The organism is Amphibacillus cookii (genome assembly GCF_016908375.1).
Lineage (GTDB): Bacteria > Bacillota > Bacilli > Bacillales > Amphibacillaceae > Amphibacillus_C > Amphibacillus_C cookii.
Genome location: NZ_JAFBDS010000004.1, coordinates 210,216 through 231,700 on the forward strand (window position 1 = coordinate 210,216; position 21,485 = coordinate 231,700).

General features: G+C 37.9%; 24 protein-coding genes, 1 pseudogene and 1 other annotated feature. Of the genes and pseudogenes, 11 read left to right on the forward strand and 14 right to left on the reverse strand.

Annotation, left to right across the window (positions count from 1 at the left end):
* Positions 1–70: 70 nt before the first annotated feature.
* The 4 genes from JOE23_RS07575 to JOE23_RS07590 all read right to left on the reverse strand — a co-directional run bounded on the left by JOE23_RS07575 (position 71) and on the right by JOE23_RS07590 (position 3,214).
* A complete protein-coding gene (locus JOE23_RS07575; protein ID WP_204437191.1) occupies positions 71–1,057 on the reverse strand; it encodes a restriction endonuclease in 987 nt (328 codons plus the stop codon).
* 183 nt (positions 1,058–1,240) lie between these two features.
* On the reverse strand, positions 1,241–2,224 hold the full coding sequence (locus JOE23_RS07580; protein WP_204437194.1) for a hypothetical protein: 984 nt from the start codon (positions 2,222–2,224) through the stop codon (positions 1,241–1,243).
* Positions 2,225–2,288: 64 nt separating this feature from the next.
* Positions 2,289–2,768 (reverse strand): 23S rRNA (pseudouridine(1915)-N(3))-methyltransferase RlmH, encoded by a 480-nt coding sequence (gene rlmH / locus JOE23_RS07585; protein ID WP_204437196.1) that lies wholly within the window; start codon positions 2,766–2,768, stop codon positions 2,289–2,291.
* An 11-nt stretch (positions 2,769–2,779) separates the two neighbouring features.
* Positions 2,780–3,214 carry a MarR family winged helix-turn-helix transcriptional regulator gene (locus tag JOE23_RS07590; RefSeq protein ID WP_204437197.1) on the reverse strand — a complete coding sequence of 145 codons (435 nt, stop codon included), beginning with the start codon at positions 3,212–3,214 and terminating at the stop codon, positions 2,780–2,782.
* Between the two features lie 117 nt (positions 3,215–3,331).
* On the opposite strand from JOE23_RS07590, the pseudogene JOE23_RS07595 reads away from it, so the two are divergent.
* The 5 genes and pseudogenes from JOE23_RS07595 (at position 3,332) to JOE23_RS07615 (ending at position 6,410) form a co-directional block, all read left to right on the forward strand.
* A pseudogene (locus JOE23_RS07595) lies at positions 3,332–3,753 on the forward strand (Ohr family peroxiredoxin).
* A gap of 187 nt (positions 3,754–3,940) precedes the next feature.
* Entirely contained in the window at positions 3,941–4,552 is a 612-nt protein-coding gene (locus JOE23_RS07600) for a sigma-70 family RNA polymerase sigma factor (RefSeq protein WP_204437199.1), read from the forward strand.
* On the forward strand, positions 4,552–4,701 hold the full coding sequence (locus JOE23_RS07605; protein WP_017471540.1) for a YvrJ family protein: 150 nt from the start codon (positions 4,552–4,554) through the stop codon (positions 4,699–4,701). The genes JOE23_RS07600 and JOE23_RS07605 overlap by 1 nt, the downstream gene beginning before the upstream one ends.
* 25 nt (positions 4,702–4,726) lie before the next feature.
* Positions 4,727–4,990 (forward strand): helix-turn-helix domain-containing protein, encoded by a 264-nt coding sequence (locus tag JOE23_RS07610; RefSeq protein WP_204437200.1) that lies wholly within the window; start codon positions 4,727–4,729, stop codon positions 4,988–4,990.
* Positions 4,991–5,405: 415 nt separating this feature from the next.
* Entirely contained in the window at positions 5,406–6,410 is a 1,005-nt protein-coding gene (locus tag JOE23_RS07615) for a trypsin-like serine peptidase (RefSeq protein ID WP_204437206.1), read from the forward strand.
* A gap of 188 nt (positions 6,411–6,598) precedes the next feature.
* On the opposite strand, the gene tsaA is transcribed toward JOE23_RS07615, so the two are convergent.
* The 3 genes from tsaA to JOE23_RS07630 all read right to left on the reverse strand — a co-directional run bounded on the left by tsaA (position 6,599) and on the right by JOE23_RS07630 (position 9,253).
* Positions 6,599–7,063, reverse strand: coding sequence for a tRNA (N6-threonylcarbamoyladenosine(37)-N6)-methyltransferase TrmO (gene tsaA / locus JOE23_RS07620; RefSeq protein WP_204437211.1), 465 nt, complete (start codon positions 7,061–7,063; stop codon positions 6,599–6,601).
* Between the two features lie 322 nt (positions 7,064–7,385).
* A complete protein-coding gene (locus JOE23_RS07625; protein WP_204437213.1) occupies positions 7,386–7,988 on the reverse strand; it encodes an NAD(P)H-dependent oxidoreductase in 603 nt (200 codons plus the stop codon).
* A gap of 23 nt (positions 7,989–8,011) precedes the next feature.
* Complete coding sequence (locus JOE23_RS07630; protein ID WP_204437215.1) at positions 8,012–9,253, reverse strand: Zn-dependent hydrolase; 1,242 nt, start codon at positions 9,251–9,253, stop codon at positions 8,012–8,014.
* 226 nt (positions 9,254–9,479) lie between these two features.
* Here JOE23_RS07630 and JOE23_RS07635 point away from each other — a divergent pair, with 226 nt between their 5' ends.
* From JOE23_RS07635 to JOE23_RS07650, 4 genes are all read left to right on the forward strand, one after another.
* Complete coding sequence (locus tag JOE23_RS07635) at positions 9,480–9,629, forward strand: hypothetical protein (RefSeq protein ID WP_204437217.1); 150 nt, start codon at positions 9,480–9,482, stop codon at positions 9,627–9,629.
* Between the two features lie 91 nt (positions 9,630–9,720).
* Complete coding sequence (locus JOE23_RS07640) at positions 9,721–10,098, forward strand: YybH family protein (RefSeq protein WP_204437220.1); 378 nt, start codon at positions 9,721–9,723, stop codon at positions 10,096–10,098.
* A gap of 130 nt (positions 10,099–10,228) precedes the next feature.
* A complete protein-coding gene (locus tag JOE23_RS07645; protein ID WP_204437222.1) occupies positions 10,229–10,837 on the forward strand; it encodes a GNAT family N-acetyltransferase in 609 nt (202 codons plus the stop codon).
* Positions 10,838–10,950: 113 nt separating this feature from the next.
* Positions 10,951–11,228: a binding site (T-box leader), on the forward strand.
* Between the two features lie 59 nt (positions 11,229–11,287).
* A complete protein-coding gene (locus JOE23_RS07650) occupies positions 11,288–12,154 on the forward strand; it encodes an SAM hydrolase/SAM-dependent halogenase family protein (protein ID WP_204437224.1) in 867 nt (288 codons plus the stop codon).
* 71 nt (positions 12,155–12,225) lie between these two features.
* Here JOE23_RS07650 and JOE23_RS07655 read toward each other — a convergent pair whose 3' ends face one another.
* The 3 genes from JOE23_RS07655 to JOE23_RS07665 form a co-directional block, all read right to left on the reverse strand.
* Positions 12,226–13,476: a PHB depolymerase family esterase gene (locus tag JOE23_RS07655; RefSeq protein ID WP_204437226.1), complete on the reverse strand. Its 1,251-nt coding sequence runs from the start codon at positions 13,474–13,476 to the stop codon at positions 12,226–12,228.
* Between the two features lie 348 nt (positions 13,477–13,824).
* A complete protein-coding gene (locus JOE23_RS07660) occupies positions 13,825–14,616 on the reverse strand; it encodes a GNAT family N-acetyltransferase (RefSeq protein ID WP_204437228.1) in 792 nt (263 codons plus the stop codon).
* Between the two features lie 34 nt (positions 14,617–14,650).
* Positions 14,651–15,436 (reverse strand): GNAT family N-acetyltransferase, encoded by a 786-nt coding sequence (locus JOE23_RS07665; protein WP_204437231.1) that lies wholly within the window; start codon positions 15,434–15,436, stop codon positions 14,651–14,653.
* Positions 15,437–15,642: 206 nt separating this feature from the next.
* On the opposite strand from JOE23_RS07665, the gene JOE23_RS07670 reads away from it, so the two are divergent.
* Complete coding sequence (locus JOE23_RS07670) at positions 15,643–15,900, forward strand: hypothetical protein (RefSeq protein WP_204437233.1); 258 nt, start codon at positions 15,643–15,645, stop codon at positions 15,898–15,900.
* A gap of 41 nt (positions 15,901–15,941) precedes the next feature.
* Positions 15,942–16,301 carry a Lin0512 family protein gene (locus JOE23_RS07675; protein WP_204437235.1) on the forward strand — a complete coding sequence of 120 codons (360 nt, stop codon included), beginning with the start codon at positions 15,942–15,944 and terminating at the stop codon, positions 16,299–16,301.
* Between the two features lie 787 nt (positions 16,302–17,088).
* On the opposite strand, the gene JOE23_RS07680 is transcribed toward JOE23_RS07675, so the two are convergent.
* From JOE23_RS07680 to JOE23_RS07695, 4 genes are read right to left on the reverse strand one after another with little or no spacing between them, the layout of a single operon-like run.
* A complete protein-coding gene (locus tag JOE23_RS07680; protein WP_204437237.1) occupies positions 17,089–18,333 on the reverse strand; it encodes a S1C family serine protease in 1,245 nt (414 codons plus the stop codon).
* A 52-nt stretch (positions 18,334–18,385) separates the two neighbouring features.
* Complete coding sequence (locus tag JOE23_RS07685) at positions 18,386–19,183, reverse strand: MBL fold metallo-hydrolase (RefSeq protein ID WP_204437239.1); 798 nt, start codon at positions 19,181–19,183, stop codon at positions 18,386–18,388.
* Positions 19,180–20,142, reverse strand: a complete 963-nt coding sequence (locus JOE23_RS07690; protein WP_204437242.1) for a two-component system regulatory protein YycI — start codon at positions 20,140–20,142, stop codon at positions 19,180–19,182. The genes JOE23_RS07685 and JOE23_RS07690 overlap by 4 nt, the downstream gene beginning before the upstream one ends.
* Complete coding sequence (locus tag JOE23_RS07695) at positions 20,123–21,478, reverse strand: YycH family regulatory protein (protein WP_204437438.1); 1,356 nt, start codon at positions 21,476–21,478, stop codon at positions 20,123–20,125. The genes JOE23_RS07690 and JOE23_RS07695 overlap by 20 nt, the downstream gene beginning before the upstream one ends.
* Positions 21,479–21,485 lie beyond the last annotated feature (7 nt).

Consider the following 21,485-nt stretch of genomic DNA (forward strand, 5'->3'; position numbering starts at 1 on the left):
TTTGATGATATTCGTATTATGAAATGCAATTGAATATCTCTTACTTATTCCTCATAATAAATATCATTAGCTACTCAGGAACATACATCTTCTGCAACGGCAACAACGCCCTTACATCATTCGGCATTTGCTCATACCATTGTACAACTAAATCTACTAACTCCTCTAAATCTACTAACCTTACAGAATTACGCTTTGCCACTACTACTGCTTGTGCTGTGAATCCACCTGTTGAAACGAATAAGCTATTAGCATCAATAGGGTTTGCACCTAACAACTGTTGAATCTCAGGTGCACCAGACGAAGACTTTCTGTGTTTTACTTGTACCTTTATAATGGGCTTTTCAAATCCGAAAGCGTCTTTGTATGCTAGAACATCTACACCACCATCAGGGCCTTTAGGACTCACCTGTACATTATAATCCATCGCTTGTAAAAGTCCACCTACCAATTCTTGCATTTGCCATGGATCAAGTTTATCGACTTTGTCTTGTACCATAACGAAGGCTTTACTGACAAGATCTTCAATAATTTCACTTTCTTCTATTTCATCCTCTTCATTATCATCTGGCTCATAAAATGGCGTTTCTAATAACTCTTCAAATTCACTTCCCCAACCATCCACACGAAAGACTGTTAATACTGATCCTAAACTATTTTTCGCTGCTTGCGATAATGCATCTCTTTCTACAGTGATATCTTCCCAGTCTACTCTTATATTATTAGGGTAAGCAGGATCACCAATTGATTTATCAAAGAAATGTGGTTCTGTCACTTTTCCTACCATATACTTTCGAGTCTCTTTAGAATAAGTTATTAATCGATCACCTCTGTTAATTTCTCTGCTGAAACGCCAAACTTGATTCACCCAACTATTTCTAGACCTGGGTTTACTTCCTGCAAAAACATTATCAGCTTTTACAATCATTTCTTCTTTTGAGCGATATTGTTTTGGATCACCTAATTTGGGCCATCCAATTGATGCAATACCCTTTTCATTCCAAACTGGGATTAACTCATTATTATCCCCTGCACGAATCATCCACCATTTTGTCATAGTTTAACCCTCCCTTTAAGTAAACATTAATCCTTATTCTAATTGATGTTCTGGTATTTGATCTTCAATTATCTCATAAACAAACACACGACTCTTAATCTTTCTCAACTAGTTGCTGATGAAATTGACGTAAATCGTTCGATACTACAATTAATCGATTTTCCCCATTCATTTCTTCACTAATTAATCTACTAATCCAAATGATTGCTGAACCTTCACATTCAACCTACCACGTTGTAGCTCATAATCCTCAATTATCGGTAGATAGTCTTCAGGTACAACGCGACCATTAGATACACCATTCGGTTCAATTTTAAATTGCGCAATTCGTTTAACAGCCTTCAATTGAATTGAGCGTTCTCGATCAATTTGGCTCAACCACTCTTTGCTCCGATCTTCCATTTCATTAATTTGGGCATAAGTTTGATTGATCAAAGCACTGTTCTTTCCCTCTACATTTTCTTGTTGGTATATACTCATTCGCTCCTGTAAGGTTTCCATCTGATCTTCAAATGATTTTCTCAAGAAGACCCGTTTGCGATTGGCATAGTCTTCACGCTTACGTTGAATCGTCTTTAACAGTTTTCTAGCGTGTTTGATGACATGACGTTTAATATCTCGATTTTCACCGACATATGGGCACATTGCATCCAGTGACTGACTGAAGAAAAAATATGGAGAAACCTGTATAAAATCCCCGTTAGCACGTTGTCCAATCATCAATAGCTGTTGTTCGAGATCCCGTCCATTACTATCCACAATCGTAACCTGGTTTAATTCAATAATCAGTGCTTCTGAGATAGCTGCTTTCACTTCATAGAATGGCAGTACTGCCTGTTGCATCTCTTTAGCCGTTAGCTTCATTATTAAATTAAATAGCGATTCATCATTTTGAACCATCGGCATCGTATCTGTTTCTTTTGTCGACGTTAATGAAAAACGGATTGAGTCATCAAAATTGAGCATCAGTTTCTGATCATGTGCGAAATCACGTATTCTTCTCGGAAAACGGTCAATACGTGCTGTTTTTCGATCTGCAGAAACATTTATGCGCGTTCTCGTGTTTTGTAATCCATCAACTACAAACTGACCATAAAAATGCTTTGGAATACTTTGCATTGAAACTTTATCAAATGAACGCTTTGCACCAGTCGATACAACCTTCATGGAAGAACCTTTTTCAAAAGAGGAAAACCTAAGGGAAGTCTTTTCTTCCCTTAGTATTTTACCCTTATTTATGGTAAGGTTCCCCCCTATTAATCCTAAACTCCCGATAAACCTGCTCCAACAACACCAAGCGCATCAATTGATGAGGTAAGGTCATTTTGGAAAATGACAGGGCAAAGTCACTTCGCTTCATCACCGCTTCACTCAATCCTAACGACCCTCCAATGACAAAAGCGACTTTACTTTTACCGTGCGTCGCCAGCTGATCGAATTGATTAGCTAATTGTTCTGAACTGAGTTGTTTTCCTTTAATCTCAAGGGTAATGACGTAGGTATCTTTTGCCATTTTAGCTAAAATTCGGTCGCCTTCTTTATTCTTGATTTCTTCCATTTGAGCAGGGCTTAAGCTTTCTGGTGCTTTTTCGTCGGCTACCTCAACTAAATTCAGATTGGCGTAAGCGCGTAAACGTTTAGCATACTCCTCGATCCCTTGCCTCAAATATTTTTCTTTTAGTTTTCCTACACTAATAATCGTTAGATTCATGGGATAACTCCTTAGCTTTCTTCAATCTGATCAAGCATCTTAGTCAAAATGCGTTTCAGCTGGATAAATTCTTCTTCACTTAACTGGCTCTGTTCTAAAAACTTTAATGGGATCTGTGCCGCTTTTGCTTCAGCTTGCTTGCCTTTATCGGTTAAGGCGACTTCAACTACACGTTCATCTTGCTTTGAGCGCGTCCGTTTTAACAAGCCACGCTCTTCCATACGCTTTAACATTGGCGTTAGCGTGCCTGAGTCTAAGAAAAGTCGTTCGTCTAAAGCTTTGACTGAAATTCGATCTGTTTCCCATAGGACGAGTAACACTAAATACTGGGGATATGTCACATTTAATTCTTCCAATAATGGACGATAGCGTTTGGTCATTTCTCTTGTTGCAGCATAGAGAGGAAAGCAGATTTGATTATCTAATTTTAAACTATCATTTGCCATCGTTGATCACTCCTAAACGTATTATAACAATTTCAAAACCAATTTTATATCATTTAAAACAAGGCAATTAAATTGTGTAAAATTTAATTGTTCAAAATACAAAAAGAAGTGTTTATTTTGGGATTAGCTTTATATACCGCTTCACCGACAGCTTCTGGCGTAGGGCAAGGAACGGTCAAATCATCTGATAGGACGTTAGATTTAGCTTTATCGTTAGCTAAAGGATTAGGAGGGAATGAAAAGGAAGGGACAACCCATCCTGAACAACTGTTTTCAGCTGGTTATGCAGCTTGCTTTGATAGTGCGCTTCAGATGGTAGCAGGGAAAGCGAAGCAAAAGATTAGCTCCGAAGCCACAGCTGAAGCCAGTATTGAAAAGCAATTGAAAGGGTTTGGCTTAAGTGTGAAATTGACAGCAGAAATTAGAGGTGTTACTCAGACAGAGGCAGAGGATCTTTTTGAAAAAGCTCATCAAGCTTGTCCGTATTCACGTGCGGCGAAGGAAATGTGAAAGTAAAGAAAACCGTCATCGCGAAATAATGATCGTATAAAAAAACTTCACATTCGCTCGCCATTTAACAAATGTGTTAGGTTTTCTTATATCCTTTCCCTTAGCATCTGCTATTACTTCTACAAAATTTGTCGTAAAAAACTTTAAATATTTTACAATTAAGGGTTGTATTTTTTTGGGTTTTATGGTCTTTATAGTAGTAAGGAGGTGAAAAAAATGAACGTACCTAATAAATGGAGTAGCAGTAGAAATGTCCAAGCTTTCAACCATAATAGCAGGCTTTTCTTCAACAATGTGATCATTAAAAATTTCCTGCAATCTGACCATCACCGCTACTTGTTTGATAAAGTAGCAAGAGAACCATCAAAAGCAAACAGGGATGCACTTAATCATTGCTTCAAAGACTTTTATACTCAAATAAGGTTTATTAGTTATGTATCAAAAGTGATCCATTGGAAGACCATACAATTTGCTAGAGATCGAACATTAGAAAAAACACATTTCAAGTTATTGCTCGATACCCCGATAAATAATGACGACAACAGCATCACATGGAAAGATCAGCTTAGAGATGAATCAGTAGCGAGTATTGAGCAACAAGTGATTAATGCCAGTCATCACTTCGATGATCAGATCCTAAACCCTATGTTATTTCACGCCTGGCAGCAACTCACCTTAAGGCAACAGATGATTTTAGAATACCTGTATATCGCAAAAATGAAAGATAAAGAAATTGCCAATCTATTTGGCATATCCCAACAAGCAGTATCAAAGTCAAAAATAAGAGCGCTAGCAAAATTAAAATCTTATTGTCAGGAGGTGTCATAGTGGAAGAAGCGCCTTTGTTTTTACAAGTCATTAGTAACTTTGGCTTTCCCATTGCGATAACGATTTTTTTATTGCTTAGATTTGAGAAAAGGATTGAACAGTTGGAGACATCATTTAAAGATTTAACAAACACACTCACAAAAAAATAATACTTGAAAGGGAGGTTAATCAGCGGTGGATGAGTTAATTGATTTAATTAAACAATTGAACAGCAAGGAAGATGATGGTATTGCTATCAATAAACTCATTAAACAGTTTGAACCTAAAATAAGAAGGAGTTTACTTGAAATAGATGCTCTTGACAGAGAAGATCTAGCTCAAGAAATTAAACTGACACTTATTGAGTTTATTTACAAATTCAATATAGAAGATGTACCAAACTTCGAACAATTTATTATTGATATTAACGAGCGTCAATACAAACAGCTTCATTTTTAATCACGATATAATAGAAAGGATTGTCGACCATTAAATCTATTGATTTCTTTCTTACAAACTAGCCTGACCTAAGTAAGTGTTATGAATACTTAGGTCAGTTGTTATGTTCCGCTTTATTACTCCCTTAACTATTCCTCGAGTCACCCAATCATTTATCTTTAAACGATCAAATTATCTGGTAGATTCTTTGACATGAGTCAATCCTGTATACCTAGGTAATAAGTCTATTTTTACTCGTTGGTTAAATTCATAGGCATGTGCTTTACAGCGTTATAAGGCGGATTTGAGCCTCATTCCATATTAAACTAAAAATTTATAATAATTTGAATTTTATTTCTATTTTCCTATTGTCTTTTTGTAAAAAAATAGTATACTAATAGTGTAGTAAAAATTTCCAAATAATAAGGAGGATTTGATGAAACATTTGAAGTGGCTTGTTAGTTTGGTTGTCCTGTCGCTATTGATTTTTCCTATTGATTCGGTAATGGCTGAAAAAACGCTTGAGCCAGATCAGCTTTACGAAGCCTTTGAGTTACCAGAACTTGATCCAGATAGGGTCAAAGAGATTGAAACTTTTCTAGAAGAAGAGGGTATCCCAGAAGGGGAAGCTAACCCGACATCTCGTGCATTATCTACCAACAGCTCTCATCCCTTTTCCTCAATCAGTTTGCAAGGTGAATTTATTGCTTACGATGCTTTTCACTCATCTATTGAAACCACAGAAACATCAAGTAGTATCCTTACAGATGACATATCCGTATTAAACGATAATAGAATTCAAGTCAGCAACACAACGGTTAATCCTTATAACGCAACAGCTAGAATTGAGATTTTAAATCATAATGGTGGGGGATCGACCTGCTCGGGCTCTTTTATTACACCAAATCACGTATTAACCGCCGCCCATTGCGTGTACGACGCTTACAACAACAGCTTCCACCGTGGCTTTACGGTACGACCTGGTGAAAATGCTGGGAATCTACCATACGGAACCTATGCAGCAACCAATGCTTGGGTAACAAGCGGGTGGGCATCAACAACGCCACCATCTCCAGGGTTAATCTATTTAACAGATGTTCTTCATGACTTTGCCGTGTTACAGGTCCAAGGGCGACATTCACATACACTAAGTGTGGCGCGAGCGCAAAACACCGGTGTCAACATCGAGGCGTTAGGCTATCCATTTGATCGCTCTACTATCGGATCTGGCAATCAACGACTCTACTATTTATTCCGATCACCGGGCAGAATTAATAACTTTTCCAGTGGTGCTATTGTCCACTCAAGTTATATAACAGGCGGACAAAGTGGTGGCCCAATTCGAGTGGGTAACCAAACCGTTTCTGTTAACTCAACAGGAAGCTGGGGACCACAATTTACTAACTCACATCTTGATTTGATCAATCAATGGACAAACTAATCTTGATATTAAGAAGGTAGGAGACAAGTCGCTTCCTACCTTTTTTAATATCTTCATTGATATCAATCGATAAAAATTATTTAAATCAAATTAAATTTTAAACGTCTATATTCGCTATCAAAACGGCCACAAAGATAGGCATGCTCACAAAACAAAGTATTTATCGAAGCCAATCGGTTCCCTTTCACTTAATAATAATTCTCCATCAATGTCTTCATCCATTTAGGTACTTCGACATTTTTTCTTGTATCAAATTCAGTAATATATGGCTTTATATCTAAGACAGGGCTATTATTATTAGCGTCAAGCCCTTTAACTATCAAAATATTATCTTGTATTCCTTCAATACTGACGACTGAAATCCCGATTGGATTTGGGCGATACTTTGTACGTTGTGCAAACACTCCTGTTTCAGGCATATCCTCCCTATCTCGTGGTCTTTTAATCATCTGATGGGACGCATGACTATCAAATTGATCCATAAAAAATACAATAATAGCGTGTGAGTACTGATCTAATTTATATAAACCTTCTTGGAACGCCTGCTCCAAATGAATTTCAGATATAACTTTATCCCAATTCGTATAGGTTTTCCCCTCAATTTCCGAGTGAACAACACCTATTTGTTTTAGTATAAATGATGATTGTTGCATAACCGCACTCCTATCGATCGATGATCGCAATATTTTATTTAACCCTGCTAGTTAAGTGAAAATTTGATAAATTGGTAATCGTCTGATGCCACAAATTAAGATGCTTGCTTTGCAGTGTTTAAGGGAGACACATTTAAAGATGATAAAATGTGCCCGTCTCCATAAACCGAACCTTCAACCAGTAGGCATTCCGCTCTTCTCCCACTGATTGGTCGTTGAGCAAATCAGAACATTAGCGTCCGCTATCTCCCGCCTAAATAGATTTATCTCTGCTCTCCATTTTGAGGCGGGCGGTTTACGGACGGTTATCTGAGATAAAAACTTAGATCGTTTCAATCAACCGTTCTGTATCTTGCAAATACCCTTCTAATTCTTCACGTGATAAATAAGGTACACGCCCATAAAAGACATGATCAATCAGTTCCACACTGTTTCCATTGAACAACCATTCTGATGTTACTGTACGAATTGCTCTACTTAATGGATTCTCTTTACCATCAATTACTTGTGGCTGACCAGTTGGTGTGAGAAACAATGCTCGCTTTCCTTTAAATCGCTCAAAGGCATCCTTATCCTCAAAGCTATATGCAAAGCCATGCTGAAAGACACGATCAATATAGCCTTTCATAATAGCCGGCATGCCATTCCACCAGATTGGGAAAATATAAATATACAAATCACTATCTAGCATCAATTGTTGCTCAACTTTCACATCTTCTGGAAATTGGGCATGATCTCGAACAAAATCGCCCGCCTCTATATGGATAGTATCTGAACCCTCTAAAATCGGATTAAAGTTCATTTTATATAAGTCTCTCACGTTGACGTGATAACCTTTCTTTTCAAGTGTTTTTGTCACCCTATCTAATAAAGCATGTGAAAAGCTACCTTGTCTAGGGTGCGAAAAAATAATTAATGCTTTCACTTAATCAACTCCTCTCTAAGTATTTATCCATTGTTTTGTAAATCTAAATACTTAACGGTATCGAAAATGACTTGTGCACCCATTGCTAGATCGTCTTTATCCGCCCATTCTTCAGGTGTATGACTAATACCATTCTTTGTTCGTAAAAAGATCATCCCTACATCTGTTATTTGTGCAACCACCATCGCATCATGACCAGCACCACTGGGTAGTTCTACTGTTTCTAAGTTTTGCTTTGCAATGGCTGAAGCTATCGCGTGATTAATCGTTTCAGATGTTTTCACGCCTTGTGACTGTTCGATTACTGTACAATCAGCAGTAATGCCACGTTTGGTTGCAACCCGCTTTAGATCCTGTCTTATCCGATCGACAAGCTTGTCCAACAAAGGGTCGGATAAATCACGCAAATCAATCGTGAATTCAACCTCACTCGGTATAACATTAATACCGCCTGGCTTAACTTTAATTTGCCCCACCGTTGCGACAGTAGCTTGTTCTGCTTTAGCAAGTGTCTCGACTGCTTGAATCATTTCTGCAGCACATGCGAGTGGGTCTTTACGTAAATGCATCGGTGTGGTTCCAGCATGTCCCGCTTCACCATGTAATTTAATCTTTAACCACCTTAAGCCTACAATGCCTGTGACAAGCCCGACGGGGACCTGTTTTGACTCTAGTATTTTACCTTGTTCAATATGTACTTCGAGATAACAGGCTAACTTCTCCGGATCAACCTTAGCACGGGATACATGCTCCGGTAGATAGCCTTGTTGTTTCATTGCCTCCGCAATCGAAATACCAAATTGATCGGTGTATGCGTATAAGTCATTCACATCAAGAGCACCAATAAAAGCTTGACTACCAATCATACCTGACGAAAACCGCGCCCCTTCCTCATCGGTAAAAGCAACGACCTCAATATCATTGGTAAGTTTTAGCTTTTGTTGCTTTATGCTCTGTAACACTTCAATGCCGATTAATACACCTGCAGCACCATCAAAGATACCTCCATTAAATACGGTATCAATATGTGAACCGATTAAAATCGTTCTGGCATTTGGATCGGTTCCTTTTATTTTGCCAAATAGATTTCCGATTTGATCTTCCCTTACTTCCAATCCTGCCCCTTCCATATATGTAGTTAGTAATTGTTTGGCTTGATGTTCTTGTTCGGTAAAAGCAAGACGAGTTAACCCCCCTTGTTGATCTTTACCGATTTGACCAAGTTCGTTAATGCGTGACCACAAACGCGTACTATTGATCTCCATCCTACACCTCCTCCTACTTAGTATATTACGATCATCTGCTTAATGCTATCTTCACTAATAATGAAGTTAGCATTGAGCAACATCCACCGTAAGCATGATTAGTTATCGACCTTAAAACTGAGCTAACAGTCAGCCAAATAGATGAGCTGAACTCAGATTCCAGACCGTTTTTATTATCAATAATCTCGCTTATGATTAACATATTAAATCATAGAGGATGATAGAAATGAAGCCATTTTTTTCAATTTGGAGAAGTCGTCGTACTAAGCCCTTAAAAGTAAGTCGCTACGGACCTTATCAGCACCAACCCATTGAACAACGCCTTAGTCACGAACGGTACCGCCAACAACAAATTACAATAACGCAAATTCGATAATACATGAAGTGCTTAAACCTTTACATTATGTTGTATTAATATAAGATAATGTTATAGGTTTATTTCACAACTTTGATAGGAGGACGATTAAATGACATACCAGCAAGCACTAGACGCTTACATTGAAGCAACAAACAGTCATGATTTTAAACAAGTAAAGCAAATCTTAGCTGACCATGCTATCTATTGGTTTACTGATCAAACATGTACAACATTTGATCAAATCCAAAACTATTTTGAAACGGCATGGACAATCATTCAAGAAGAGGTCTATCAAGCACGTGATGTTAAGTGGATTAGCACGGACGAAACAAGTGCAACTTGTCTGTACACTTATTACTATGAAGGTTATATTAACGGTAGCTTTGTTTCGGGGAGTGGTCGGGCTACCAACGTATTTGTTAAGAACGACGCGAATGAGTGGAAGCTTGTTCACGAACATTTAAGCCCACATCCGGATGCCGTATAAAAAGTGTTTTGCATCGTTGGATAACATCCATCATTCTGTTTCGATCCACATTTGCATGAATTCAAACGATAACAAGTATGTATGATCTAGCATTAACCGCATATTTTTATGTCATGGAGGAGTTTTACTAATGGACCAACTGTACCGATTGCAAAAGCACGATCTAACCAAGGCGAGTGAAGTACTCGTTAATGCCTTTATGGATGACCCATTATTAAACGCATTTAAAGATCAACCAAACTTCAAGGAAAAATATAGAGCTTTTTATAACGTACCTTTAACGTACGCCTTCAAGTATGGCGAAGTATATGCACCTACTAAACAGTTAGAAGGCATCATGGCATGGACAACCGGTGATGTTGCTGACATGACCTTTTGGCGCATGCTTAGAAGTGGAGCAATGAGACCTGCCTTCCGGATGGGGAGTCAATCGCAAAAAAACATTATGCCTTTTGTTAATCAATTATCAAGCGATCGAGCTAAAAATATGAAAGGACAAACGTTCTATTACTTAGCATTAATCGGTGTCGCTCCAGAATATCAAGGGAAAGGCTATGGAAAAATATTGCTTAACAGCTTAATTGAAAAAAGTGAACGTGATCACATACCACTTTATTTGGAGACAGAGACAACAAAAAATGTAGCCATCTATCAACATTTTGGCTTCAACATACTGACAGAAACGCCATTACCTTCATTAGATATGACAGCATGGACATTGCTACGAAAACCTTCTTGATTTTTAGACTCACCTTTATCAATACGTGCACTTTTTTGTCACTTGGGCTTGCATTGCTTTCCAAATTTATATATAATGCCTTTAATAAGAATTTTCAAAAAATATCGACTTTTATAAAAGTGATGAAAAGGGAGAGTAAGTACTTGGCATTTTTCACTAGAGAGCTTCAGTTGCTGAGAAGAAGCAAAACTGCCGATACTGAAAATGGCCTTTGAGCTGCGTGCTGAACATGCGGACAACGTATTATTAGGTGGCGACGAGATTTGGTACTCGTTACAAATACCAGAGTATAAAGCCCTTTGGTGGCGTACTTCATGAGGCTATATGTGTGAGCATATAGTAAATTAAGGTGGTACCGTGTTGATAAATTAATGTTCTCAACGCCCTTGTTGCTCTTTTAAGAGTAATGGGGGCGTTTTTATTTTTGAGCAATAACAAGGAGGAATGACGATGAGCAATCTATTAGTATTTCAATCCGATTTTGGGATAAGTGATGGTGCAGTAAGTGCGATGTATGGTGTAGCGAAATCCGTTAGCACGACCTTAGATCTATATGATCTTACACATGATATTCCTCCATACCATATTTGGGAGGCTTCTTATCGACTGGCACAGACCACGTCATATTGGCCAGAACAAACCGTGTTTGTTTCTGTGGTTGACCCTGGCGTTGGATCAGAACGACTTAGTGTCGTCGTCAAAACAAAGGCAAATCATTATATTGTCACTCCTGATAATGGGACACTTACCCACTTGGCACAATCTGTAAGGATTTCAGAAGCGCGTATCATTGATGAAAAAATAAATCGTTTAGCCGAATCTTTTCAATCATATACCTTTCACGGACGCGATGTTTATGCTTATACCGGCGCTCGATTAGCAGCAGGAAAAACCTCATTTGAACAAATAGGACCCCAACTTGACGTTGACCAGTTAGTGAGATTCACTACACCAGAAGTCACCGTAAACAACCGTGTGATTACAGGTACAATCGACATTTTAGACATCCGATTCGGTAACTTATGGACCAATATTGATAAAAATTATTTTTATCAAGAAGCGATTGAATATGGCGATATATTAGAAGTAACGATATTAGACGATACTCAACAAGTCTATAAAAACATGATGGCATTTGGAAGATCTTTTGCTGATACACAGGTAGGCGAGCCAATTCTTTATATCAATTCGCTTGGGAAAATTGCGATTGCTTTAAATCAAGGTTCTTTCGCTGATGCTTACCATATTAATGCTGGAACCCAGTCAAAGATTCGGATTCATAAAACAACAAAAACGAGTGATCCATTCACTAAATAAACGGATCATTCGTTTTTGGTCTTATTTCTTTTATTTTTTCCCGGTCTCTTCTTGATTTTAGCTAATCTTGCTTATTTCGATTGTTCGAATAACCATGTTTTCATCTCTTGATCTTGTAAAGCTGGTACCCAAGAAAAATGTCCATTTGGTAAGATCGTTTCTTCCTCATATTCTGTATAGTTAAATGTTGTCGCATCATGTTGATCAGCTAATTCCGCCAGTTCTCTAATATTATTTGGTGTGACAACAAAATCATCTGCAGCATGAAACGCCCAAATTGGGATGTCGAAATAAGTATCTAAATGCTCCTGATCAACCGGTGCCACGTTATCGTCATCTATCGCTTCAAAATGAGTGGTGCCCGCTATTGGAACTGCAGCCGCAAACAAAGATGGATAATTTTCAATAAGTCGCCAAGTACCAATCGCCCCCTGAGATATACCGACAATATATATCCGATCTTGATCAATTGGGTAATCCTCTACTGTTGCATCAACCAACTCTTTTACGGTGCTGTTTCGAGGTTCATCTCCCCAAATGAAAAATTCTTCACCATCTGTCGGGGCTTGCGGTGCTAGGACATAAGCTGGGTTTTCCGCTTGTTGTTCAGGGCGAGCCCAGACCACCGCTCCCTCGTTAGCTAATAGATTCATTTGATTGCTTGCTCCCCTTTCACCATTTCCATGTAAAAAGACAATAAGGGGATAGCTCGCTTCTTCTTCTAAGTCAGGCTCAAATAAGTAATAATCTAAATGCTGGTCAGTTGAAGACGTAAATTCATGATGTTGAAAATCCTCAACGACTGCTTGATACTGCGTTTCTATTTGTAGGCCTTCTTCAGCTCCCGCTAATATGGTCGTATCGCCTATTTCAACAGCATCATGCATTAAAGCATAGTTAAGTTCTTGTCTCGTATTATATGCCTCTTCAACATCATATATTAATGTCCCCGCTTCTTCATCGTCCGGATCAAGTTCAATAATAAGGTATGCTCCACTACTCGGCTGATCAGATAAACCAAGTTCATTATGGCTATAAACAGCTACAACCGTTCGTTCTAACTGACCTTCTTCAGTTTCTAATAAAACTTGGAACGAATCATTGGCTAATTCAGTTTCGGTTATTTCTTCTCCAAGATCAATAGCAACACCATCAACTACTTCACCATAAGGTTGTACAGAAGTTAATAACGTTAACTTATCACCAGTCAGTTCAATATTCATTTCTTGTTCATCACCTTCACCGTTATTCGCTTGACATCCGATTAGCAATAGCGTCGCACTGAATAAAATGACCATCAACCCTTGAATATTTTTAATCATAAACGGATTCCCCTTATCTTCTGTAATTTGATAACATGTTGATTGAATGTGTTTGAACCATATAAGCTTGTACTAATCTGATCATCCTATAATTGAAAAGAACAACTTAAAATAACTTGAATCAAATAACGCTAAACATCTCCCCCCTAACTTTTTTCCTTGACTCCCCTTTCCATAGACGTTTCTACTTCTATCTTTATATAAACACTTTATAAGTTAAGCGCTTTCATTAAAAGTTAATTCTTTTCCTAATGTAGTGGAAAAAAACTAAAGTTAGTTTTTTTCCTAGAGAAAAGTATTGCTAATGAATTTATAAACCGTATAAATAAACCTTATTTTATAGTATGGTTAGCGATAAAGCACCCAATAGCCAATATCCTCAAATCCTAATTTTTTGTAAATTTCCCCTGCCTTAGGATTATCATAAAATAAACAAAGTTCCTTACCCTCATTTATCAAATCTTTAATCGCTTTGGTTAAGCATTGTGTCGCTAATCCACGTCCTGTGTAGTGTTGATCTGTTGCTACTGCAACAATCATAGCAGAACGACTGTTTTCAGCTACAGTGGAAACCGTTGAAACCAGCTTTCCTTCAGCTTCAATGAAATAGCCTCGACCAACACCTTGCTCAATATCTCGCTTTTTCGTCTTAACATTTATTGACGCTCTTGAGTCTTCAAACGCTGGAATACTGTGCATGAAAGCTTCCCATCTTTCTAAATCACCTTCTTGAAGGTGCTTCACCTCACTTAAATCAATATCACCAAGCTGGTTCGTCGACGTACACTTGGCATAATAAAGCAGACGTTGCTGACGATTCTCTAAGGTAAGGTGAGGGATGACTTGATCCGTTATCGCTTGTAACCCTGATAAAACCGGTTTCTGTTCAGATCGATTGATGATATCAGCAAAACCTTTTGCGTCAAATGTTGTTAAGCTAAATGGAATATAATTATCTTCATATCTTAATAGAACAGCTCGCAAATGACCTTGATTATCAAAATCACCCCAAACCTCTTGAAAACTTTGTTGATAACCAAAAGCCTCAATATCACCAATTAAAAAAAGGTTTTCTGCCGGTTTTTTCATTATCAAAGCTTGTACAGCTTGGTTATCTGCTTCTGCTAATTTACGAATCATCGTTCTCCACTCCCTTTGTTTATCTTGCTTGTGTTTATTGATACATCAGCCAGCGGCCGACATGTTGAAATCCTAATTTATCATAGAGCTTTCCAGCAATCGGATTATCATAAAAGAGATAGAGGGACTTGCCCTCTGATAAAACATCACACACTAATTGAGCGAGACAGACGGTCGCCAGTCCTTGGCCTGTGAAATTCGGATGCGTCCCGACCGCTGATATCATTGCAGAATGGTCATTTTCTAAAGCTGTAGATGCTGTCGCTACCATTTGATTATTTTGTTTTATATAATAACAACGCGAAAGTCCGCGTTCAAGATCACTTCGTTTTGCATCAATCCGCGCTGATGAGCCTTGAAATTCAGGGATCTGATCAAGTAACACAGCTAATCGTTCAATTTCTGATGGTGTTAATTTATTGATCTGATCGGTTTTAGCTGTGGTCAAATCGCCCAATCTGGTGCATCTAGAAAAATAGAGATGATCAAATCTATTGGTCAATCGCTTGAGATAAGGGGCAATTGGAGCAACCACGGATTCCAAGCCAAACAACATCGTCCGATTTTGTTCGGCGTTAATAATTTCTGCAAAACCTTTTGCATCATAAGCACCAACAGAAAATGGGATGAAGCGTGTGTGGGCACGCCACAAGACCGCCCGTAGCTGTCCATCCTGATCAAAGTCTCCCCACCCCACTTGATCACTATGTTGATAGCGATAGGCTTTCAAACACCCCAAAATAAATAAATTTTCTATCGGTTTACGAATCAAAAGCGATTCAACTTGGGCACTGTTGGCCTCAGTTAATTTTTTTATCATACGTTAAGCTCTCCTTGTATTTATCTTATTTAATAATGGCATTTTGACCTTATTATTACAACGTTTTTTATCAAGAACATGTGATTCAATAAGCGCATACCTAACAAACCCCATAACTAATACGCGATTTAACAACTGATAGTTAGGATAAAGTCTGTCTTATATGCTAAAATAACTGTAATAGCAAAAGAATGGAGGTTTAAAATGTGAAAAATAAAAATTGGGAAGACATTTTCTTTTTTATCATAAGTATATTGCCATTAATATTAATATTGTATGGTGCCTTAGATATTTTTACGACCGGTAGCCAAGTCGGGCTTCGTTTCATATATATAGGTGTTATTACTATGTTAATCTATATGCAATATTTAGAAAGAAAATTAAAAATCGGGATTAAATCCTCTATTTTACGTGTAATTATTGGCATGGCGATATTTGTGTTACTTGTCTATTTAGTAAATTAATCATTTCCCGGGAAATGACGACAAATTAGGAGGAGATCGTAATGAAGAAAATTATTTTTATTGAAACAGGGGTTGGGATTGATACACACGGACAAGATGTGACAAAAGCATCGATTCGAGCAGTAGAAAACGCGATTCATTATAATTCGATGCCCGGTATTAAAGATTACTTACCAGATCAATCATTACATAACATGAAAGTTAACATTGTATTAGCCGTTCCCGCTGACAAAGACCAATTAAACGTGAATAAAGTCAAAAATGAAATTCCATATGGTGAAGTGACGGTTGACATTGTCGACGGCGGTCTTGCAACGACAAGTGGCATCGTATTGGAAGAACAAGCAGATAAAAATGATCTTATGTATGTTGTAAATGCTGCTGTCCAAGTAGGCTATTAATTATCAAAAGAGTATAGACATCGCAGGTTGTCCACCAAAAAGTTTCGTATCTTTCCGTAACCAAGCACATAGATACACTGCTCTAAAACTTTTAGTTAGCCAATAGATTAGAAAAGCTCACTTTCGCTTACCTTTTAGCGAATCCGTTAGCTTTTCTACTTGGTACTTAAAATGTTCACCTCGCTGCTCCCCATTCCTTTGTTGAAATTTCACACTTAACACCGGTGCAAAACAGTGATGGTTAAACATCTATGCACGTTCTCTATTTCACTACAACTATACGATGCGCCTAATTTATAACTGCACCTGTTCATATCTTTTATTCTTTTAGCCATGATTGCATATTAATGTAATCGCATCCGCAACATACTTCTTAGAAATTTCACGTCCACATCTTTCCTTTCGCTAACATAAAAAAACATGCGTTATGGCATAAAACGAACCTGCAATCAGTAGGCATTTTCGTTCTTCCCACTGATTGCAGGTTCGTTGAGTGAATCAGGACATGAGCGACCGTTATCTGTGATAAATTATCCACATGGTTATACACATATGATGAATTTATTAATTATTAACGCTTTTTCAACAAGATATTCACACCTTCTCCACAAAAATTTACGATCACTCAATAACTTATTAATTTATATAGTATTAGAATACGTGTTCTCTACTATATATAGAAAGTTACACACAATGTTATGCACAACCTGTGTATAACATTTGGATTTATACACAAAAAAGCAACGCATCTCACTTTTTCAAGCAAAATACGTTGCTTTTTACACTACTACTGTGTGGATAACTCCACAGTTGTTTGATTTCGGTCACCATCTCGATAATAAGTGATCTCCATTTCCTGACCAGGTTGCTTTTCTTGATAAAGATGTTTTCGTAAATCAACAATGGTATAAATCGGCTCCCCGTCTAGTTCTGTAATCACATCATACGTTTCAAGTCCCGCTTCATCAGCCGGAGAAAATGGTTCAACACTTTGAATATAAATACCGCCATCGACATCGTTTGGTAGTTCTAGGCTTCTTCTCCATTCTGCTTGTGGTAAATCTGTTAATGAATATGCTTCCACACCAAGAAAGGCACGCGTCATTTGCCCTGTTTCCTCTAATTCCTGCATAACCGGTATCGCTTCATCGATTGGGATGGCAAAACCGATCCCTTCAACAGCTGACTCGGCAATCTTCATCGAATTAATCCCTATCAATTGCCCTGACATATTAATTAATGCACCGCCACTATTTCCAGGGTTGATCGCCGCATCTGTTTGAATAACTTCAGTCTGCCAATCGGCTCGACCATCACCACTAAAATCTTGAGGGATCGCACGCTGTGTCCCACTAATAATACCTTGCGTGACAGAACCTGATAAATCAAGACCTAAGGGATTACCAATCGCAATTACGGGTTCACCGACTTTTGTTAACTCTGAATTACCAAATTCAATGACCCCATCTACTTCGCTACCGTCAATCTCTAATACAGCTAAATCAGTAAACATATCTGATCCTTTTAATTCTGCCATCAATCGTGTGCCATCTTCTAAGATTACTTCGATTTGACTCGCACCTTCAATCACATGATGATTAGTTACAATATAGGCTCTATCACCTTCTCGTCGGTAAATAACACCCGAACCCGTACCTCCATCATACGCCTCTTGCTCCCAGAAATTAAAACTTTGCGTTTGAATATTCTCCACACCTACAACGGCTGGAATAACATCTTCAACAATGGCGGTTACCTGTGTTGAAATATCAACATTAACAGGCGTTAAACGATTAAGCATCTCCGCTTGATTCGTTGTTTGGTCTACCCCTTCATCAAACGATTCCTCTTGTTCATGAATGACATAAAACTGATAAGGTAACCAGTTTGTTTCAACTATTTTGGGTAGTGCTACAGCAAATAAGAAGGCACCTAATGCAATCCCAATTAATAAGTATAATAACCAATATGGGCGATTTTTACGGTAAAGCCCACGTCTTTTCTTTGAGGTGCCATCATCAAAGTACACCATACGATCATCCCCTTTTTGCCACTGCAACTAGTTTACCACAATAGATAAAATCTTAAACGACTTGATAAAGTGGTGTAGGTGTAGTAGGATCCGTGTCATGAATTTCTAATCTGTCATGAACAGGAAATCCAACTGTTTGTAAATGATTTTCTACTGACATGCGTGCTAATTCCTTAATGTTATTATCCTTGCTTAAATGTGCCAAGTATATACGCTTTGTCTGATCACCTATAATATCTTCTAACGCTACAGCACAGTCATCATTAGAGACATGACCGTAATCACCGAGAATGCGTCGTTTTACATTCCATGGGTATCTCCCCATTTGTAACATTGAAACATCATGGTTTGCTTCGAAAATGAGTGCATCGGCATGCTCTACGGTTTTTTTAATCCGCTCTGAAACATAGCCTAAGTCGGTCACTAAAGCCACTTTCTTGCCTTGATGATGAAACGTGAAAAACATCGGTTCTGCCGCATCATGGGAGACACCAAAAGATTCAACGTCAAGGTCACCAAAACACTTGACTTGTTCCATATCAAAAGTAAACTTCTGATCTAATGATAATTTGCCAAGGCTTCCTTCCATTGCCTTCCATGTCTTCTCATTGGCATAGATCGGCAAATTATATTTACGTGCAATAATGCCAAGTCCTTTAATATGATCACTATGTTCGTGTGTAACCAGAATACGTGATAGTTGCGCGGGATCAATCTTCACTTCTTGAAAAAGCCGATCCAATTGCTTACCACTTAACCCTGCGTCTACCAAGATTCTCTCGTTTTCTGTTCCAATATAAAAAGCATTGCCCGTGCTCCCTGAGGCAAGTACTGAAAAGCTTAATGTCATTCTGATTCCACCTCAGCTATATTATGATAAATACCGATCAGAGACTGTTTAATCGTGTTTAAAAGAGCCTCTGGTTGCTCTTCTTCTTCGTCATCTAAATCTAAGTTGTAATAAGCCAGTCTGTCTTCTTCTGCTTGATCAAGTAAGTCAATAAATTCAACCAGAACATCAGCATAAAAGTCATTATTACGCGAATAATCATGACCTTCAATTGCATTAATAAACTGATGGTCATCACCATTGACTTCAATATCCCAAGTTGGATTTAATAATTGCTCACCATTAGGCAACGAAACAATGTTGTGATAACCTAAGTTCACATCTGTAATTTCATCACCGGTTTGTAATGCATTGGTATGATGATAAAGTCGATAAACCGCATCGTATTGTTGAATTAAGCTTTGTTCTTCATCATCCTCTTCGCCTTTAACTAAGCGCGTTTGAACATATTGTGTCATATCACCATCACCATTTAATTGCACAAGTAATAGCGCATTCTCATTAAAAAAAACAGGGTATTCGAAGTGTTGGAAAAACACTAAAACATTAGCAGATTCCATTTCTCCCCAGTAACTATATGAACCACCATTAAAAACAAATTGACTAAATATTTCTCGATATTCATTTTCTTCCTCAATATTAATCGAAACTGGCTCATCAAATCTTGAAAAAAGATAGTGATCATCAACCACTATTGACTGTTGATTCGGCAAATCTTCTAATTGACCCGCGCCTTCTTCATTATAATTAAAACTATTTGCATTAAGTAAAGGGGCTGTATAACTTTCATTAGATAATATATTAAGCCCATTAATATTGAATTCTAATTCTTCTTCTCTCGATGTCTCCGGAATAAAAGATAGATCTTCTTCTTGTCGACCTAAGAGCTGGCGAACAAGGAAAATATTTAAAACCAAGAAGCATATAATAAAGAGTGTTTTAATTTGACCCCACTGCACTATCATCGCCTCCTGTCATTTCTGCTGGAATATTTAACGGTTGCCAGCCATTGACACCTTTCACATACCAAGTCGGGACAAGTTCATATACTTGTCCTTGTCCATTCCGTTGTTCATTAACGCGATAACCGAGCGTTACATCGTAAACCGAACTTCCTCGATAATAATCACTCTCTAGTATCTCTACCACCGTTTCCGTATCGGGCAATTGTCTAGACTCCCTTGCCACACCACGACGTTCAACCAGTGTCACAAGTGGATGGCTATATTGATAGACCTCTTGATTATGCCATGCAACCGATATTTTAGCTACTTGTTCATCATAGAAGATTGGCACCCCATTATAAGACAGACTATACTCTATTAAGCTGGTTTCAGTGTTTTTAGTTACCCTAGATAAAAAGTAGTGAAATGGCTCTTCAAAAGTAAAGCCATTATGCGTATTGACAAATGTCTGGACTTGATCAAACAGCTCGTACTCAGTCAACTCATCTTCTAAATGCTTTTCTTCATTTGTTGGATTTGTAAAAAAAATTCGATCTGACTCAATCATCAATTCTCTTGTGCCATCAATTAAACTGGTATGACCTTCAATCGTCATTCCACGTCGCACTATAGAAGGCTTACTAAATAAGAAATTAACGAAAGGCTCATAATCCAATTCTGCGAAAGAGAACAACAACACATCACGATCCATCGTATTTGGTAAGTAAATAGGTGTTTCTCTACTCCCTTCATACGTGGTAAAAGATATGAAGTCCTCTGTATTAAAGAAGCTTTCTAAGCTTTCTACCTCAGAGCTATAATTCTGCAGACTTGCACCAATTACTTCTTGATTTTCATCATTACGAAAGATGATTTGATAACTTGCATCATCTTGGTCCAATATTATTTCAATCCGGTTAAAGCGACCTTCAGGAATACGCGTATCTTGATCTAAAGAAAACAAATCGTAAATCATGTCACCTTGCATTTCTGCAGGAAAAATAATCTCAATCCGATTTTCTTGACTGTCAAGCCATTCTTCATCAACGGGAAAAGCAGAAAAATCATACAAACCATAATCCAATATATTAGCATAAACAGCTTGTTCAACCTCTTGGTCCTTAAAACCAATGGGATCAAGCGATTGGTCATCATGTAAAATAATTCGGGTAGGTTTGAGGACATCTCGTCTGCTTAGCCGTTCGCCATCCTCAATTTGGGCATCAATTAAATCGTCTTCATCACGTGTCAGTTCGAAATCCGGTTGATGGTTCCACAACGCCAAGGTTAACAGCAAACTAGAAGCAATTAATGACACGAGTAAAATAGATTTTAAATATTCAAGATTCATGCTCAAA